The organism is Nonomuraea deserti, from assembly GCF_004348685.1.
Taxonomy (GTDB): domain Bacteria; phylum Actinomycetota; class Actinomycetes; order Streptosporangiales; family Streptosporangiaceae; genus Nonomuraea; species Nonomuraea deserti.
The window spans coordinates 50,776-67,003 of the sequence record NZ_SMKO01000001.1; the positions used below are offsets into that span (position 1 = coordinate 50,776).

General features: G+C 70.9%; 13 protein-coding genes. 7 read left to right on the forward strand and 6 right to left on the reverse strand.

Going from position 1 to position 16,228, the window contains the following annotated elements; translation table 11 throughout:
• Positions 1 to 367: 367 nt before the first annotated feature.
• Complete coding sequence (locus E1292_RS53305; protein ID WP_246089808.1) at positions 368 to 2,827, reverse strand: hypothetical protein; 2,460 nt, start codon at positions 2,825 to 2,827, stop codon at positions 368 to 370.
• Between the two features lie 764 nt (positions 2,828 to 3,591).
• On the opposite strand from E1292_RS53305, the gene E1292_RS00275 reads away from it, so the two are divergent.
• The 4 genes from E1292_RS00275 (at position 3,592) to serS (ending at position 7,830) form a co-directional block, all read left to right on the forward strand.
• Positions 3,592 to 4,782, forward strand: coding sequence for a glycosyltransferase 87 family protein (locus E1292_RS00275; protein WP_132590734.1), 1,191 nt, complete (start codon positions 3,592 to 3,594; stop codon positions 4,780 to 4,782).
• A gap of 22 nt (positions 4,783 to 4,804) precedes the next feature.
• Positions 4,805 to 5,224 carry a DUF4446 family protein gene (locus E1292_RS00280; RefSeq protein ID WP_246089809.1) on the forward strand — a complete coding sequence of 140 codons (420 nt, stop codon included), beginning with the start codon at positions 4,805 to 4,807 and terminating at the stop codon, positions 5,222 to 5,224.
• Positions 5,225 to 5,481: 257 nt separating this feature from the next.
• Complete coding sequence (gene pheA / locus E1292_RS00285) at positions 5,482 to 6,402, forward strand: prephenate dehydratase (protein WP_132590736.1); 921 nt, start codon at positions 5,482 to 5,484, stop codon at positions 6,400 to 6,402.
• 165 nt (positions 6,403 to 6,567) lie between these two features.
• Positions 6,568 to 7,830, forward strand: a complete 1,263-nt coding sequence (serS, locus tag E1292_RS00290) for a serine--tRNA ligase (RefSeq protein WP_132590738.1) — start codon at positions 6,568 to 6,570, stop codon at positions 7,828 to 7,830.
• A 10-nt stretch (positions 7,831 to 7,840) separates the two neighbouring features.
• Here serS and E1292_RS00295 read toward each other — a convergent pair whose 3' ends face one another.
• The 3 genes from E1292_RS00295 to E1292_RS00305 form a co-directional block, all read right to left on the reverse strand.
• Positions 7,841 to 9,004 (reverse strand): FAD-dependent monooxygenase, encoded by a 1,164-nt coding sequence (locus tag E1292_RS00295; RefSeq protein WP_181958168.1) that lies wholly within the window; start codon positions 9,002 to 9,004, stop codon positions 7,841 to 7,843.
• Positions 9,005 to 9,093: 89 nt separating this feature from the next.
• Complete coding sequence (locus tag E1292_RS00300; protein ID WP_132590742.1) at positions 9,094 to 10,419, reverse strand: hypothetical protein; 1,326 nt, start codon at positions 10,417 to 10,419, stop codon at positions 9,094 to 9,096.
• Between the two features lie 160 nt (positions 10,420 to 10,579).
• Positions 10,580 to 10,783 carry a cold-shock protein gene (locus E1292_RS00305; RefSeq protein WP_043619750.1) on the reverse strand — a complete coding sequence of 68 codons (204 nt, stop codon included), beginning with the start codon at positions 10,781 to 10,783 and terminating at the stop codon, positions 10,580 to 10,582.
• A gap of 250 nt (positions 10,784 to 11,033) precedes the next feature.
• On the opposite strand from E1292_RS00305, the gene E1292_RS00310 reads away from it, so the two are divergent.
• Positions 11,034 to 11,804: an HAD family hydrolase gene (locus tag E1292_RS00310; RefSeq protein ID WP_342775587.1), complete on the forward strand. Its 771-nt coding sequence runs from the start codon at positions 11,034 to 11,036 to the stop codon at positions 11,802 to 11,804.
• On the opposite strand, the gene E1292_RS00315 is transcribed toward E1292_RS00310, so the two are convergent.
• The gene (locus E1292_RS00315) at positions 11,795 to 12,313 is read right to left on the reverse strand and encodes a bacterial proteasome activator family protein (RefSeq protein WP_132505806.1); all 519 of its coding nucleotides are present in this window, start codon (positions 12,311 to 12,313) and stop codon (positions 11,795 to 11,797) included. The genes E1292_RS00310 and E1292_RS00315 overlap by 10 nt on opposite strands.
• A 5-nt stretch (positions 12,314 to 12,318) precedes the next feature.
• A complete protein-coding gene (locus E1292_RS00320) occupies positions 12,319 to 13,275 on the reverse strand; it encodes an NAD(P)H-quinone oxidoreductase (RefSeq protein WP_132590746.1) in 957 nt (318 codons plus the stop codon).
• Positions 13,276 to 13,389: 114 nt separating this feature from the next.
• Here E1292_RS00320 and E1292_RS54730 point away from each other — a divergent pair, with 114 nt between their 5' ends.
• Entirely contained in the window at positions 13,390 to 15,786 is a 2,397-nt protein-coding gene (locus tag E1292_RS54730) for a MinD/ParA family ATP-binding protein (protein ID WP_281283991.1), read from the forward strand.
• Between the two features lie 82 nt (positions 15,787 to 15,868).
• Positions 15,869 to 16,213 (forward strand): hypothetical protein, encoded by a 345-nt coding sequence (locus E1292_RS00330; protein WP_132590748.1) that lies wholly within the window; start codon positions 15,869 to 15,871, stop codon positions 16,211 to 16,213.
• The last annotated feature ends 15 nt before the right edge of the window (positions 16,214 to 16,228 follow it).

Sequence of the window (16,228 nt, forward strand, 5' to 3'; positions counted from 1 at the left end):
GTGTCTCCTGCTGGTTCGACTCGGGCTGGGGCGTTCCCTGCTGGTTCGACCCGGGTCGGGGCATTGCCTGCCGGTTCGGCGGCCCGGTCCGGCCTGGGTTTCCGCATTGGCCGGGCCCGGGGTGGTGTGCCGGATGGGGGAGGCCTGGAGGCTCCGGTCGTGGCGACGGTGCTCGTGGTGGCGTACGTGTTCGCGACCCCCTACATCCTGCCGTGGTACGACGGGTTGGCGCTTGGGCTGCTGGCGCTCGTGGGGGCGTCGGCACTCGACGGGTTCGTGGTCGCGCACCTGCTGGTCCTGTCGCTGGCCTACCTGCCGGCCAGGGTGGAGAGCCAGCCACAGGACCTCGAGTGGCTCAGGACGGTGCTCAGGCCTCAGCTCGCGTGGGCGCTGCTGGCCCTGACCGTGGCGTTGCTCGTGTGGGCGTGGCGAGCTGCAGGGCGCGTACGCACGCCGCCAGCGTCAGCGGCACGGCGACCGTCAACGCCATAGAGGGGATGGCGATGCCCGAGTCGTTCATGAGGAAGGCGACGAACGCGCACGTGAGCGTACCGAAAAGGCCCGCCCTGAGCACCGGGGCCAGCGCGTAGACCTGGCCCAGCGCGGAGGCGCCCCAGCGTGACGGCCGGGCGAGCACCAGGAAGAGAAAGGCCAGCGCGACCACGGAGAGGAGGGTCAGCGACCAGTTGCCGATGGTCACGCCGACCATGGCGCTGAGCTTGCGCCAGACTACCGTCCACGCCTGGCCGTCGATGATCTGCTGCACGAAGGTGCCCAGATGGGTGCGTTGAGTCTCGGGCCGCAGCCAGTCGAACACGGACAGCGTCCCCACGAGCAGCGCTCCCGCCAGGCCGACAAGCGCCAGTTTCAGCAGTGATACGCGCTTGCCCGACAGGAGAATGAGGAAGACGGCCAGACCGATCACGAAGGCCGGCACGCCGCCGAAGTCGGCCCCCCACGACGGCCATCCGTCCGCGAAGACCGCCAGCCCTCCATAGACCCCGCACACCGCGACGATCACGACCCTGGACACCCCCTTGCCGTGCAGCCACTGGGCCACCCCGGCCAGGCCGAGCACGGTGCCGGTGGCGTAGACGGCGAAGGCGATGTTGCTGAAGCCGTAGAACCGTCCTCCCGTGACGGGCTCGTAACCGGTCACGGCGTTCACCTGGAGCTTGGAGCCGGTCATGACGTCGAGGAGGAGGGCGAGCGAGGTGATGGCGGAGACCACGGTGAGAGGGCCGAGCACGTGCGAGCGCCACGGCCCCGCGAAGGCCGCGGCGGTGATGAGGGCGGCGATGGCGACGATCGTCACGATCACCGACACCATCGGAACCGGCAGCGTCCACCAGGGCACCAGCTGGGCCAGGAAGGTCGACACGGGAATGGCGCCGCTGACGACCGCGACGGCCTGGACGGCGACGAGCAGCCTGGACGCGCTCGCCAGGCCCACGGCTGGGACGTCCGGCGGCGGCACGGCTGCGGAGGTGTTCGACGAGGTGGCGGCGGCCGGTGTTTCCGTGGAGGTGGGGCTTGGCGGGGTTCCTGGTCTGCCCGTGCCCGTGCCCGTGCCCGTGCCCGTGCCCGTGCTGGTGCTGGTGCTGGTGCCTATGTGGTGCTGGTCGTTCTTGGAGCGGCGGCGGAGAGCCAGGGCGGCGAGGGCGTAGAAGAGGAGTTGTACCGTCACCAGGACGGTGAAGAAGGGGCCGCGTACGTCGCGGAGCACCTGGCTGGCCAGGTCGGCGTCGGCCAGGTCCGCCACCGCGCCGGCCGGGTCGGGTGGGGCGGCGTCGCCGGACCGCCACGGGCGGCCGACGACCTCGCGGGACGCCGGCAGGCCGAGGAGCTGGACGGCGGTGGCGGTGAGGTCGGTGATCGTGACCAGGGAGTCCTGGCGGGTGGAGGTGGCCGTGAGGCGGCCGTGGGGGAACGGCGGGCCGCCCGGAGCCGACGGGCCGGCGGCGATGGCCACGTGGAGGTGGGCGTTGGGCGTCACGTCGGAGATGCCGGCCAGCAGGACGGAGGTGCCGGCGGGCAGCTTGCCGAGCAGGGCGCCGATCTGCCGGTCGGCCTGGGCCACCGCCGCTTTCCTGGCGTCGGCGGGCATCGGGGCGGGGACCCCGTACTCGTCCAGGGGGCGGGCGGCCCAGGCGGTCGCCAGGTCGGCGGCTTCGAAGACGACGAGGTCGTAGGGGGTCAGGTCGGCGACGGAGCCCAGGCCGGGGGCGTAGGAGGCGACGTTTCCCGAGGTGTCGGCTGCGGCGAGCGCGGCTCCGGGGCCGACCGCGGCCACTTTCCCCCCACCGTCCGTCACGACCCGGCCCAGGGTGCCCAGCCGGGCGTCGAAGCCGGTCTCGCCCTGGTGGGCGCTCAGCGCCTCCCATCCGGGGATCGTGGCGCGTTGACCTGTTCGCCGGGGTGCGGGGGCCGGGAGGCAGCCCTTGCCCGGCGTACCCGCTCGTTGGCCTGCTGAGACGGTCAGCCAGCCAGCTGTGGGGCAGGTGATGCCCCGGTCAGGGGGCGGCACCGTGCGGGTGGAGAGCGAGGCGGAGGAGCCCCGGCTGACGAGGTCCCACAGGTGCGGGGTCCGTGACCTGTCGAGGTCGCTCCACTCCAGGCCGGGCACGCCGACAAGGGCCACGCGCCCCCTGACCGCCTGCTCCTGCGCCGTCTCCGCGCGGGCCGCCGCGGGGACGACGGCCGCGGCCAGGGCGATGCCCAGCAGCAACGTCACCACGCGGTGGAGGGGACGGACTGCTCGCACACGCCGTCGGCCGCGCGACTCGTGCCCGCCGTCGTACGGGTCCGGCCTGGCGTCGTTGGGCATGTGCGGAAACTCCTGCGTCTTCGGGGAAGGATGTGCGTTCGATCGTAGATGCTGAGCGCAGGCTGGCTTCGGCCGTCGGCACGGCACGCGGGGGCGCGCCGGTGTCCGAGCGTGCCGTACGGATGCCGACGTCCCGTAGCGAGGGCCGTACGGATGCCGGCGTCCGTAGCGAGGGCCGTACGGACGAGCGACGATCGCGTGTGCCGATTCGTCCGTTCGGTGGAAATCCTCTGGATTCATCCGTAGAAGGCGCTTCGACGACAACAGTCACGGTAACGTCTCTCGCTCCCGCACAGTGACCACCCGCGAGGAGGTGACGGCCACGTTGGACGGATGTCAGCAGATCCACCCCACCGTGCCTCCTCAGCGGGGAACCCCGGAGCCCCCGTCCGGAACGGGTACCGAGCGGGGCGGCCGGCGGCGGGGCCGCTCGACGCCCGCGCGCTGGGCCAGGACCGCCGGCAAGCCGGGGGCAGGCATGGCGTGCCGGCACGGTACGCTGCTCGGTCATGAGGTCCGTGAGTACGTGCCGCCCCGAGAGGGCAGGACCTGTGCCAGTCGTGCGGCGAGCAACACTCCGTTGACCCTTGGCCACATCCAGCCCCGATCCAGAAGCGCCTCCGACCGGCCCGGCACCCTCCTGCGAGCCGGCGGCCGCGCCCGCCCGATCACCGGGGAAGACCACCGGTGCGCGCCCTGACGCCGGCACGCCCGCTGGCGACCCGCCTGCTCCGCGGCGCGGAAGAAGCGACGGAGCAGGTCCGGTGACCGGGGGCGCGGGACGGCGGCAGTGGTGGGCGTGGGCGGTCGCGGTGCTCGTCGTCGCGGCGGCCGTGACCCCGCTGGTGCACGCGTGGCTCACCAATGCGGACGATCAACGCCTGGTCGACCTGGACGTCTACCGCACCGGGGGGCAGATGCTCCTCGACGGGCGGCCGGTGTACGACTACTTCACCCCCGCGCCGCAGTTGCTGCCGTTCACCTACCCGCCCGTCGCGGCGATGCTGGCCGTCGGGCTGGCCGGGATGTCCTGGGGCGTCGCGCAGTGGGTGTGGACGGCCGGGATCTTCGTGGCGCTGGCCGTGACCGTGGGCTTCGCGTTCAGGGAGGCCCTGGGCACGTGGCGGAAGTACGCGCCGTGGGCGTTCGCCCTGTTCATGGTGGCCTGCGCGTACCTGATGCCCATCAGAGACCAGGTGCGGTTCGGCCAGGTCGACATCCTGCTGGTCGCCCTCTGCCTGGCGGACTGCGTGGCCAGGAGGCCGTGGTGGCCGCGCGGGTTCCTGATCGGGCTGGCCACGGCGGTGAAGCTGACGCCCGGCGTCTTCCTGATCTACCTGCTGGTCACCAGGCAGTGGCGGACGTTCTTCATGGCGGCGTTCGCGGCGGCGGTGCTCACGCTGCTGCCGTTCGCGGTGATCCCGCAGGACGCGGCCGACTTCTGGTTCTCGGCGCTGCTCGATCCCGAACGCCTCGGCGCGAACGCGGCCACCACCAACCAGTCGATCCGCGGCATGCTGATCCGGCTCTACCTGCCCGACCTGCTGACGTCCGCGATCTGGGTGGTGATCGTGGCCGCGGTCGGCTGGTACGGGTTCCGCGGCGCGCGGGACGCGTACCAGGCCGGAGATTCCATCACCGCGGTCGCGCTCGTCGGGCTGATGGCCGTGCTGCTCTCGCCGGTCGCCTGGATCCACCACCTGGCCTACGTGGTCGTGGTGCTCGGCGCGATCGTCGGCGACGGCCGCGACCCGGTAAGGCTGCGGGTCGCGGCCGGCGTGTGGCTGTACTACGTGGTGCCCGTCCCGTGGTGGGGCGTCTCGCTGAAGGCGGCCGACATCCCGGGCGTCAGCCTGGTGCTGGGGAAGATCGTCCAGAACGGGTTCGGGCTGGGAGCGCTGGCCCTGGTGTGGTTGCTGGCGTCCTGGGTGCCGAAACGCCGGATGCTCGCTTGACCCAGCCATTACCCTCGGTGTCGTGCTCATTACCGCATGGGTCTTCGTGGGCGTTCTGGCCGGGGTCAGCGGCGTGCTCATCGGCTGTCTGGCGCTTCGCCGGGCCCAGGCCACGGTGGAGGACTGCCGGCGGATGCTCGCCCGGCAGATGCACGAGGGCGGGTGCGATCTCAAGGCGGTCAGAGACGTGGCCGTCTGCCGGTACGACGCCCTCGCGGAGATGACCGGGCGGCTGTCGTTCTCGGTGGCGATGATCAATGGGCTGGGCGACGGCATCGTGCTGACCTCGATCAACGGGCGCAGTGAGACGCGTACGTACGTGCGGTCCGTGGTGGGAGGTAAGGGCGAGCAGCAGCTGTCGCCCGAAGAGGAGGAGGCCGTACGCGCGGCCCGCCTGGGGCTGGGACCGCTGATCACGGCGCGGGCTTCGTGGGACCTGTAGCCGGTCGCTCGGTCACGGCGGAGGTTCCGTTCACGCGGCGGTTCGGGTACGGCGGAGGTTCCGTTCACGCGGCGGTTCGGGTACGGCGGAGGTTCCGTTCACGCGGCGGTTCGGGTACGGCGGAGGTTCCGTTCACGCGGCGGTTCGGGTACGGCGGAGGTTTCCCGACACCTGTGGGCGGCGGTTCGGTCACGGCGCTGTCACGCGCTCGGCCGAATGCTCACCATGCGCTGTCCACCTGCGGATACTCTGGACTCATGCCCCGACTCGCCTATCTCGGACCCGAAGGCACCTTCACCGAAGAGGCCCTGCGGCTCCTCGACCCCACCGCCGAGCGCCTGCCCTGCGCCAACGTGAGCGCCGCGCTCAACGCCGCCCGTACGGGCGATGCCGACGGCGCCGTCGTGCCGCTGGAAAACTCCATCGAGGGCGCCATCACCACGACGCTCGACGAGTTCGCCTGGGGCGAGCCGCTGCTGATCACGGCCGAGCTGCTGCTGCCCGTGCAGTTCTCGCTGCTGGCCCGGCCCGACACCGAGATCGCCCACGTCAAGCGGGTCTACACGCACCCAGCGGCCATCACCCAGTGCCGCGCCTTCATCTCGCGCGAGCTGCCCGACGCCGTCGTGGTGTCCGCCCCGTCGACGGCGGCCGCGGCCCAGGAGGTGTCGCTGCCCGGCTCTCCCTACGACGCGGCCATCGCCGCTCGCATCGCGGGCGAGCACTACGGGCTGGTCGAGCTGGCCTCCGACATCGGCGACAGGTCCGACACGGTGACCAGGTTCGTCCGGGTCGGCCGCCCCCAGCCGCTGCCCGCGCCGACCGGTTCCGACCGCACCACGCTGGTGGTCTTCCTCGCCGACGACCACCCGGGCGCGCTGCTGGAGATGCTGACGGAGTTCTCCGTACGCGGGGTCAACCTGACGCGCATCGAGTCGCGGCCGACCGGCGACGGCATCGGCCGCTACTTCTTCCATTTCGACTTCGAGGGGCACATCGCCGACGCCCGTGTCGGCGAGGCGATCGCGGGGCTGCACCGCGTCTGCGGCGAGGTGCGGTTCCTGGGGAGCTATCCGCGGGCCGACGGGGTGACGCCGCAGATCAGGCGCGGCACGTCCGACGACGCGTTCGGCGAGGCGGCCGAGTGGCTGACGCGGGTCCGCGCCGGCCAGGTCTGAGCCGGCCGACGGCTCGTGACGCGGTGTGGCGGCAAGGTCTGAGCGCAGAGAGGCCGGCCCGGGTCTGAGCCTGGCGACGCTGGGCGACGGCCAGGTGGCGCCGGGTGGCGGCGACTCGGCGTAATAGAGGGGCGGGCCGCCGTCCAAGGCCGGTAGCCTTTCGTTGTGATTGACCTGCGTACCCTTCGTGAGGATCCCGACCGGCTACGGGCGTCGCAGCGTGCCCGCGGTGAGGACGACTCCGTCGTCGACACGCTGCTCGACCTGGACGAACGCCGGCGTTCCGCGCTGACCGCGTTCGAGTCCATGCGCGCCGAGCAGAAGAGCATGGGCAAATCGGTCTCCAAGGCGCAGGGCGAGGAGAAGGCCGCTCTGCTGCAGCGGGCCAAGGACCTCGCGAGCCAGGTCAAGGCCGCCGAGGCAGAGGCGGAGAAGCTGGGTGCCGAGCTCGACGAGGTGCTCCAGACGGTCCCCAACATCGTCGACGAGGGCGCTCCTGAGGGCGGCGAGGACGACTACGTCGTGCTGGAGACCCACGGCGAGCCGCGCGAGTTCGACTTCACCCCCAAGGACCACCTGGAGCTGGGCGAGGCGCTCGGGGCCATCGACATGGAGCGGGGCGCCAAGGTGTCCGGCTCGCGGTTCTTCTTCCTCAGGGGCGTCGGCGCCCGGCTGCAGCTCGGCCTGCTCAACATGGCCATGCAGCAGGCGATCGAGGCAGGGTTCACGCCGATGATCACTCCGGTGCTGGTCAAGCCGGAGACCATGCAGGGCACTGGTTTCCACGTGGCCCACGACAAGGAGATCTACCGCCTCCCCGAGGACGACCTCTATCTGGTCGGCACCTCCGAGGTGTCGCTGGCCGGCTATCACGCGCAGGAGATCCTCGCGGCCGACGACCTGCCGCTGCGCTACGCGGGCTGGTCGTCGTGCTTCCGGCGCGAGGCGGGCTCGTACGGCAAGGACACCAGGGGCATCATCCGGGTCCACCAGTTCGACAAGGTCGAGATGTTCTCCTACGTGCGCCCCGAGGAGGCCCAGGAGGAGCACCGGCGGCTGCTCGCCTGGGAGGAGGAGATGCTGGCCAAGATCGAGGTCCCCTACCGCGTCATCGACACGGCGGCGGGCGACCTCGGCATGTCGGCGGCCCGCAAGTTCGACTGCGAGGCGTGGATCCCGACCCAGGGCCGCTACCGCGAGCTGACCTCGACCTCCAACTGCACCGAGTTCCAGGCGCGCAGGCTCGCCGTCCGCTATCGCGACAAGGACGGCAAGCCCCAACACCTGGCCACGCTCAACGGCACGCTGGCCACGACCCGCTGGATCGTCGCGATTCTGGAGAACCACCAGCAGGCCGACGGTTCCGTGGTGGTCCCGCAGGCGCTGCGCCCCTACGTCGGCCTCGACGTGCTGGAGCCGGCCAAATAGCCCGCGGCGCTCAGCGCCCGAACCCGAAGAGCCCTCCGACCCGCCCGGCGATCCGGTCGAACTGGTAGTAGAGCGCCGGCGGGACGAGCGGCTGCAACACCGAGTGCCGCTGGCCCAGCAGCGTGATCACCTGCATGGGCGAGCGGTCGATGTAGCGCGGGAGGCTCTCGAACCATCGGGCGCTGTAGCGGGCGGCCCTCTGCGGCGACCGGAGCTTCGACTTCGACTCGCGTTCGTAGGCGGTGAGGGCCGTTTCGAGATCTTTCTCCTGGTAGAGCGCCTTGGCCAGGACGGAGGCGTCCGCCAGGGCCAGGGCGGTGCCCGCGCCGATGGAATAGTGCGTGGTGTGTGCGGCGTCCCCCACCAGCACGACGTTGCCGTGGTGCCAGGTGCGGTTGGTCAGCGTACGGAAGTGCAGCCAGTGCGCGGTGCCGTCGGCCTGCGCCCGTCCGATCAGCGGGTGCCCGTCGAGGATGTCGGCGAAGAGCTTCTCCAGGATGGCCAGGCTGTCGGCCTCCTTCCCCTGGTCGAGCCCGAGTCCCCGCCAGGTCTCGGGGGTGCACTCGATGACGCAGGTGCTGTGCTCCTGGCTGTACTTGTAGCCGTAACACCAGATCCAGCCGTGCTCGGTCTCCACGAAGGCGAAGACGAACGCGTCGAAGACCTTGGTGGTGCCGAGCCAGATGTAGATGTTCTGGCCGGTATGGAACTCGGGGCCGAAGTGCTCGGCGTGGCGATCGCGCAGCACGCTGTTGACGCCGTCGCCCGCCACGACGAGGTCGGCGTCGCCGAACCCGTCCTGGTCGGTGATCTCGCGCTCCCACTCGATGCGTACGCCGAGCGACTCGGCGCGTTCCGCGAGGATGCCCAGCAACCGGCGCCGGCTGATGCCGTAGCCGGCCTCTCCTTGCTCGACCGTCACCGTGGCGCGGTCGCGGATGTCCGCGACCCAGGAGTCCCACCGGACCGAGCTCTCGCTGATGGCCCGCGCGGAGTCGGCGTCGGCCCGGTGGAGATCGTTGAACAGTTCGTCCCAGTAGGTCACGCCCCAGCCGTACGTCGAGCCGGCCGGGTTCCGTTCGTAGATGGTGATGTCGTGGGACGGGTCCACACGTTTCATCAGGATCGAGAAGTACAGGTTGGCGGGTCCACCGCCGACGCAGGCGACTTTCACCGGAGCCCCCATTGTGACGCAAAGTAATCAATCTGTGTCACAGAGTAGCAGATGGGTGGAGTCGCCCACGGGACCCGGCCGTCCGGGGGTCACGGGCCGGAGCGGCCGGCGTCGTTCCTGATGAGGGCGGCGCCCGCCACCAGCACGAGAGCGGTGAGCACCGCGGCGATCACGACGGCGACCTCGTACGCGTCGGGCGCGCCGCCGGCCCAGCCGTGGAAGGGCAGGTATACGGCCGCGAAGACGAGCGGCGCGCCCCCGACGCCGACCGCAGCCGTCACGGGACGCGCCCGGCCCCCGAACGCCAGCACGAGACACGCCAGAGTGCCGAGCGCGGCGGCGACCCCGCCGAGCACGACCACACCGAAGGCGTCATGATCCAGAAGGGCGGCCTCGGCGACGATGCCGAAGAGGCCCAGGCAGGCGAAGACGGCGAAGCCGGTGTAAACGCGGTGGAACTGCCGCACCCCCGCCCCGACGCCGCCGAACAGCATGCAGGCGGCCAGGAAGAGCGCCACGCTGCGCTCCAGGCTCACGTCCACGGTCGCGGCCTGCTCCGCGGCCTGGCCGGGCCAGCCCACCCGCCGCCACGTGCCCTGGACGTCGCGGACCAGGATGCCGTCCAGGCCGTTCGCGACGACCACGACGTGCCCGCCGGGCCGGGGCACCGCGGCCAGGCCCATCGAGTGCCGGTCGTGGCTGCCGGAGTAGGTCCTGCGCAGCCGCTCGCGGTCGTCGTCGGACGTGGTCCACGACGGCCGCCACGAGTCGCCGCCGTCGTCGGACTGCTGTACGGCCATCCGGCCGGGAACCACCCGGTAGCACCGGGTCGCCTGCATGGGCACGCACGCGGCGCTCTGCGGGCGCCTGGGCTCGTCCGCCGTCGCCCGATCGCTCTCCGACCACGTGGCTCCGCCGTCGCGGGAGATCTGGTCCTGGCCGCCCGAGACGTGGACGACGATCCGGTCGCCGTCCACCTCCACAAATTCCGCGGCGGGCATGTGGACGGCCGACGTGGCGGCCACCGCCAGCACGGTCAGCGGCATCGCCGCGATGATCCGCCACTTGGGGGAGTGGGTGTGGAGGCTGCGCCCGCGTACCCACCAGGCCAGCGCGAGCGCCGGGAGGGCCAGCAGATCCGTGGGGTCGGCCAGGACGCGCGACGGGCCCGCCACGAGGGTCCAGACCTGGGAGGCGGCCTCAGCGCCCGTCTCCGTGGATTTCACGAGCGTGAACAGCGCCCCGGTGAGCAAGGTGGCCGCCAGATCGGCCCGCCGCCAGAAGAGCAGCGCCAGCAGGGCGGGCGCCACCATGAGGCCCGCCACGTCGCTGAGCTTGCCCGTGACGAACCCGGGCCAGGCCTGCTTCAGCAGGTGGTCGTTGACCAGCAGCACGAAGACCCCGGCGACGGTCACGGGGTGACATGACCACGCATACCTCATATAGAGGTCGATGTATCAGAGGGTCCGGCGGTTCAACGGCTGTGTGAGTCGAGTCACAGCCGTGACCAAGTCGACACATGCGAAGACCGGAGCCCGCTGGAATGCGAACCCCGGTCTCTCTCGCTGCTACAGGTCAGATGGCTCGGACCTGCGAGGCCTGCGGCCCCTTCTGGCCCTGCGTGATCTCGAACTCGACCCGCTGGCCGTCTTCAAGGCTGCGGTAGCCGTTGCCGACGATCTCGGAGAAGTGCACGAACACGTCCGGCGCACCGCCGTCCGGGGCGATGAAGCCGAAGCCCTTCTCGGCGTTGAACCACTTGACGGTTCCCTGAGCCATAAAAGCTCTCCCTCAGGATGTGAATCTATGGGACCCACACCTCGTGGATCCCGGTGTGTCGTACAGCAAGCACCCGGGGTGGCTCAGACAAAGTCATGCTGGTTTTCACTACGGGATCAGCTAATACAACGCCATCACATCTAACACCATTCTGGAGCGTTGGTGTTCCCGTCGCTAGGAAGATTTCTGTCAGGCGGCATCACCAGGCAAACTGGAACCTGTTATGCAGAGCCTTCCCACACCCCGTCTTGTGGCCACCGACCTCGACGGCACCGCGTTGCGGACCGACGGAACCGTGTCTCCCCGCACGGCCGCGGCCTTCGCCAAAGTCGAGGAAACGGGGGCTGCGCTGGTGTTCGTGACGGGGCGGCCGCCGCGCTGGATGGGCGGGGTCGCGGGTGCGGTGCGTCACCACGGGCTCGCCATCTGTGCGAACGGAGCGCTGATCTACGATCTCCATACCGAACGGATAGTGGAATCTCACCTGATCACGGTCGACGTACTCGAGGAAGTCGTGGCTCAGCTAAGAGCGAACGTGTCCGATCTCGCATTTTCGGTCGAGTATGAAGCCGGTTTTGCGCACGAGTCGGATTTCCTCCTCGGCGCCCTTGACAAGGCCAAGGGGACCGCCCGCGTCGACTCCCTTACCGCACGTCCGTGCGCCAAGCTGCTGGCCCTGCACCCGGGCATGGGCGCGGACGAACTCCAGGCCACCGTGCACGAGCTGGTGGGGCATCTGGTGACCGCCACCCACTCCAGCCGCAGAGGCCTGATCGAGATGAGCGCCCAAGGCGTCACGAAGGCCAGCGCCCTGGCGGCGCTGGCCGCACAGAACGAGATCAAACCCGCACAGACCGTGGCGTTCGGCGACATGCCAAACGACCTGCCCATGCTGAGCTGGGCAGGCACGTCGTACGCCGTCGCGAACGCGCATCCCGCCGTGCTGGCGGCGGTCGATCACGTGACCGCGACCAACGACGACGACGGCGTCGCGCAGGTGATCGAGAAGCTCTACAGGTAGGGGCCGGAACCACCGGGCGGCCGCGGCTGCGGCTCCTCACCGTGCGGCACCCCGGGCAGCGCCCTGCGCATCTGCTCAAGCTGGGCACGGGCGGCCATCTGCTGCGCGAACAGCGTGGTCTGGATGCCGTGGAACAACCCCTCGAGCCAGCCGACCAGCTGGGCGTGCGCGATGCGCAGCTCGGCCTCGCTCGGCGGCGTGCCGGTCTCGTCGGTGAACGGGAGCGACAGGCGCTCCAGCTCGTCGACCAGCTCCGGCGCCAGGCCGTCCTCGAGCTCCTTGATGGACGACTCGTGGATCTCCTTCAACCGCTTGCGGCTGGCCTCGTCGAGGGGGGCCGCGCGGACCTCCTCGAGAAGCTGCCTGATCATGCTGCCGATGCGCATCACCTTCGCGGGCTGCTCGACCAGGTTGGTGACCGACCGATCGTCCTCGCCGCTATCGCCCTGACCTTGGAAGTCGGGGCCCACCACCACGATGTGGGGGGTGTTGTTGTCCTCAGCATTCATAACTCTCACCGTACTAGCAGGATCTTGCCGACGTGCTCCCCCGAATCCAACATTCGGTGAGCTTCGGCGGCGTCCGCCATGGGCACCTCCGCGTGGACCACGGGACGCACCGCACCGGCCCCGACCAGCGGCCAGACGTTGTCGACGACGCTGCGTACGATCGCGCCCTTCTCCTCCACGGGACGCGAGCGCAGCGCCGTCGCGTGCACGGCCGCGCGCTTGGCGAGCAGGGCGCCCATGTCGAGTTCGGCCTTGCGGCCGCCCTGGAGCCCGATGATCACCAGCCGGCCGCCGGTGCGCAGCGCCTTGATGTTGCCCGCGAGGTATTTCGCGCCCATGATGTCGAGGATCACGTCGGCGCGTACTTTGTCCGCGAAGTCCTCCTCGCGATAGTTGATCACCTCGTCGGCGCCGAGCTCCTTGACCCGCTCGGCCTTCTCCGCCGAGCCGACGGTCGCGACCACGTGGGAGCCGAGCGCCTTGGCCAGCTGCACCGCGAACGTCCCGATCCCGCTCGCGCCGCCGTGCACGAGCAGCGTCTCGCCCCTGCGCAGCCGCCCGGTCATGAACACGTTGGACCAGACGGTGCAGGCCACCTCGGGCAGCCCGGCCGCCTCGCGCGGCGACACCCCGTCGGGCAGCGGCATGACCTGCTGCCAGGGCACGGCTACGCGCTCGGCGTAACCGCCGCCTCCGAGCAGCGCGCACACCGCGTCGCCGGCCTTGAACTGCTCGACGTCGGCGCCCACCTCGGCCACCACGCCCGACGCCTCCAGCCCCGGATAGGGGGACGATCCGGGCGGAGGGTCGTAGAACCCCTGACGTTGCAGGACATCGGCACGATTGACCGCCGACGCGGTCACGTCGATGAGCACGTCTCCGCGCCCTACTCCGGGATCGGGCACGTCGTGCCACTCCAGCACCTCGGGGCCGCCCGGCTCGGTGATCTCAATGGCTCGCATGCGAACCACGGTAGCCGGGCAAAGAAGTTGTGGGTTGGCGGGCTGCGCAGGAGTGGGTGGCGTTAATCTGCAAGGTATTTGCTGCCCCTTTAGACCCACCCGAGGGGGAACACGGTGGCAAGACACGATCGAGAAGAATCTCTCGAGGAACAGCTGGCCTGGCTCGACGCGATCAAGGAGACGGAGGAGACCCCCGTCTCTGTCAGCGCCTCGACTGCTTCTGCCGACGAGCCGGTCGCCTCGCCGTACCCCCAGGACCCGTGGCAGCTGGTGCCCCAGCAGCACGAGACGCCGACGCCGCCGCTGTTCCGCGCGGCCGTCGACTCCGTGTACGGCACGGCCGCGGCCGAGGACGTACCCGAAGGGGAGAGCGAGGCCGGGGAGTGGCTCGGCGAGGCCGGCGCCGCCAAGACGGAGGAGCCGGCGGCGCCGCCGGCGGACTACCCCTTCAACACCCCGCTGAAGCCGCTGCCGCGCCCCGACGACACCGAGACCTTCACGCTGTCGTTCGCGCCGCCGGAGACGGCCGGCAAGGACAGGACGGAGGAGCCGGCGGACGATCCGTGGCCCACGCCGACCGAGTGGCCGCCGCCCGCGGAGTCATCCGCGTCCCCGTCCCCGGCGCCGTCCACCCAGCCGTCCGCCCAGCAGGCCGAGGGATCGGCCGGGGAGGATCCGCTGGCGGACCGGCAGCCGGCCGCGGCTGAGGAGACCTCACGGTCGGAGGAGACCTCACGCGCGGAGAAGAAGGCGGAGGAGAAGGGGGAGGAGAAGCCGGCCGACGAGGAGAAGCCCGCCTGGGAGAGCACACTGCCCGGGAACGAGCCTCCGCAGTGGTCGGCCGGATCCGATGAGACCCTTCCCGGGAACGAGGCCCCGCGGTGGACCGGCTCCGACGAGACCCTGCCGAGGAACGAGCGCCCGCGGTGGACCGACTCCGGGCCCCAGTGGGCCGGCCCCGAGCGGCGGGCCGAGCCCGAGCAGCAGCCGGAGGACGGTGCGCAGCCCGACGAGCGCTCCCCGTGGGCCGAGCCGGTCCAGGAGGACCGTCCCCGGCACCAGGACCGTCCCATGCGGCTGGAGTACTCCCAGCGCCAGGACCGCCCGCCGCACGACGACCCGCTGAGCGACAGATCCCCGCACGACGGGCCACAGCGCGACACATCCCCGCACGGCGATCCGCTACGGGACGCCCCGCTGCACGGCGGGTCCGGGTACGGCCGGTCCCAGCACAGCGGTCCCCAGCACGGCGGATCCCAGCAGAGCGAGTCCCAGAACAGCGGTCCCCAGCACAGCGGTCCCCAGTACAGCGGTTCCCAGTACAGCGGTTCCCAGTACAGCGGTCCCCAGCACAGCGGTCCCCAGCACAGCGGTCCCCAGCACGGTGGGTCGCGCCAGGAGGGTCCGTGGCACGACGCCCCCCAGCGGGAGCGTCCCGCCGAGCAGGGAGGTTCGCCGTGGGCCGACCAGCCCGAGTGGCGCCCCGCGGACCGGGACATCCCGCCGGCGCCGCCGCGCCGCCGCCCCGCCCCGGCGCCCGTCTTCAGCGCCCCGCCCAGACCTCCGGTCACCGGCAGGCCGACCGCCGAGAGCCTCGACCCGGAGTCCCTGCTCCGCGGACGGCGTAACGCTCCCTCCAAGGGGTGGCGGCGCGTGGTGTACAAGGCGTCGGGAGGCTGGATCAAGCCGGGCGAACCCCCGGAGGTGCGCCGCCGCCGCGAGCTCGTCACCAGGGCCCGCACTCCGGTGACCGCCGGGCACCACCGCGTGGCCGTGCTGAGCCTCAAGGGCGGCGTGGGCAAGACCACGACCACGGTCGGACTGGGCGCCACCCTCGCCCAGATCCGCGGCGACCGTGTCATCGCCGTGGACGCCAACCCCGACAGGGGCACGCTCTCCGACAAGCTCGTCCTGGAGACCTCGGCGACCGTGCGTGACCTGCTCAACGAGCGCGACCAGGTCAAGCGCTACGTCGACATCAGGGCGTTCACCTCGCAGGCGCCCTCGCGGCTGGAGGTGCTCGCCTCCGACCGCGACCCGTCGGTCTCCGAGGCGTTCAGCGGCGGCGACTACCAGGCCGTCTCCCAGGTGCTGGAGAACTTCTACTCCATCTGCATCACCGACTGCGGCACCGGCCTGCTCCACTCCGCCATGGGCGGCGTGCTCGGGCTCGCCGACCAGATCGTGCTGGTCAGCTCCCCGTCCGTGGACGGCGCCAGGGCGGCGTCGGCGACGCTCGACTGGCTGGAGGCGCACCACTACGGCGATCTGGTGAAGAACGCCACCGTGGTGCTGTGCAGCGTCAGGCCGCGCTCGAAGTCGGCGGTCGACATCAAGAAGCTGGAGGCCCATTTCGCCGCCAGGTGCCGCGCGGTGGTCCGGGTGCCGTACGACCCGCATCTAGAGGAGGGCGCGGAGATCGACCTGGACCGGCTCCAGGAGACCACCAGGGACGCCTACCTGCAGCTCGCCGCCTGCGTGGGCGACGGCTTCGCGGGTCTCCCCGAGTGAGGCCGCGGAGGCCGGCATAGCGAGGCCGTAAGAACGCCGGAACGCCCTGGTCTGCTGCCCTGTGCGGGCGGACAATCGCTGCATGGCAGTCTCACCGGGAGGGCCAGGCTTCGCGATCTTCACCGTCTGCTGGCTCGCGTTCCAGGCGTTCGTCATGACCACGATCGGGACGAACGTCGGGGAACGGTCAGGTCCCGCGGCCGGTTTCGTGGCCTTCGCCGCGGCCGGGGTGCTCCTCGTCTCCGCCTATCTGGGCATCGTCTGGCTCGCGGGCGCGGTCATGCGAAAGAGCGGGCACAAGCAGCAGCGGCACGCCGAAGTGATGACTGAGAGCCGGGTCCGTTCGGAATTGGGATCGGCAACGGCCGCACCGCAACCGTCCACCCCCTGGAAGCGCGACGCCCATCAGTCACGCGAGACGGAATAGGCTCAGGCGACAGGT

Excerpts from the sequence above, each read along its gene's own strand:
- E1292_RS00330 (WP_132590748.1), top strand. The coding sequence starts at position 15,869 with ATGGCAGTCTCACCGGGAGGGCCAGGCTTCGCGATCTTCACCGTCTGC.
- E1292_RS00305 (WP_043619750.1), bottom strand. The coding sequence starts at position 10,783 with ATGGCTCAGGGAACCGTCAAGTGGTTCAACGCCGAGAAGGGCTTCGGC.
- pheA (WP_132590736.1), top strand. The coding sequence starts at position 5,482 with ATGCCCCGACTCGCCTATCTCGGACCCGAAGGCACCTTCACCGAAGAG.
- E1292_RS00320 (WP_132590746.1), bottom strand. The coding sequence starts at position 13,275 with ATGCGAGCCATTGAGATCACCGAGCCGGGCGGCCCCGAGGTGCTGGAG.
- E1292_RS00315 (WP_132505806.1), bottom strand. The coding sequence starts at position 12,313 with ATGAATGCTGAGGACAACAACACCCCCCACATCGTGGTGGTGGGCCCC.
- E1292_RS53305 (WP_246089808.1), bottom strand. The coding sequence starts at position 2,827 with ATGCCCAACGACGCCAGGCCGGACCCGTACGACGGCGGGCACGAGTCG.